The organism is Vibrio sp. 811 (assembly GCF_033339195.1).
Genome location: NZ_JAWOUB010000460.1, coordinates 1 through 673 on the forward strand (window position 1 = coordinate 1; position 673 = coordinate 673).

The 673-nt window shown below is 43.4% G+C and carries 2 protein-coding genes; one reads left to right on the forward strand and one right to left on the reverse strand.

The features are described 5' to 3' along the window. A partial coding sequence (locus R7Q46_RS27480) for an S-ribosylhomocysteine lyase (RefSeq protein ID WP_318078319.1) occupies positions 1 to 304 on the forward strand: 304 nt, incomplete at its 5' end. A gap of 60 nt (positions 305 to 364) precedes the next feature. Here R7Q46_RS27480 and R7Q46_RS27485 read toward each other — a convergent pair. Next, positions 365 to 673 (reverse strand): transporter associated domain-containing protein (locus R7Q46_RS27485; protein ID WP_318078320.1); only part of this gene is annotated, 309 nt, incomplete at its 5' end.

Below are 673 nucleotides of genomic sequence, written 5' to 3' on the forward strand. Positions count from 1 at the left end.
TGTGGAAATCATTGATATCTCACCGATGGGATGTCGCACTGGTTTTTACATGAGTCTCATTGGTACGCCTTCTGAACAGCAAGTCGCAGACGCATGGCTTGCTTCTATGGAAGATGTGCTAAAAGTGGAAAGCCAGAACAAAATCCCTGAGCTAAATGAGTACCAGTGTGGTACTGCAGCGATGCATTCTTTAGAAGAAGCACAGCAAATTGCCAAGAACATTCTAGCCGCAGGTGTGTCTGTTAATAAAAACGACGAGTTGGCTTTGCCAGAATCAATGCTAAAAGAGCTGCGCGTAGACTAAGTTCTTTTGGAACGGCAACACAAAACAAAAAGCCTGACATGAGTCAGGCTTTTCTTTTGGTTATTTGGACGTTGATTTTTTCTTCTTCGGATAGACTCGAACTAGCTTGATTCGGTTTTCTTCGATTTCAACAATTTCCATTGGGTGGCCCGCGACACGGACACTTAAATGACTCTCTGGAATATCTTCTAGGTGTTCCAAAATCAGACCATTCAAGGTTCTAGGGCCATCGGTAGGTAAATCCCATTTCAAACCTTTGTTGATATCGCGGATATTGGTGCTGCCTTCAATTAAGAAACTGCCATCGCCTTGTGGGCTGATTTCATCAGACAAACTAGGAGAAATAGACGTCGTGAACTCACCAATGAT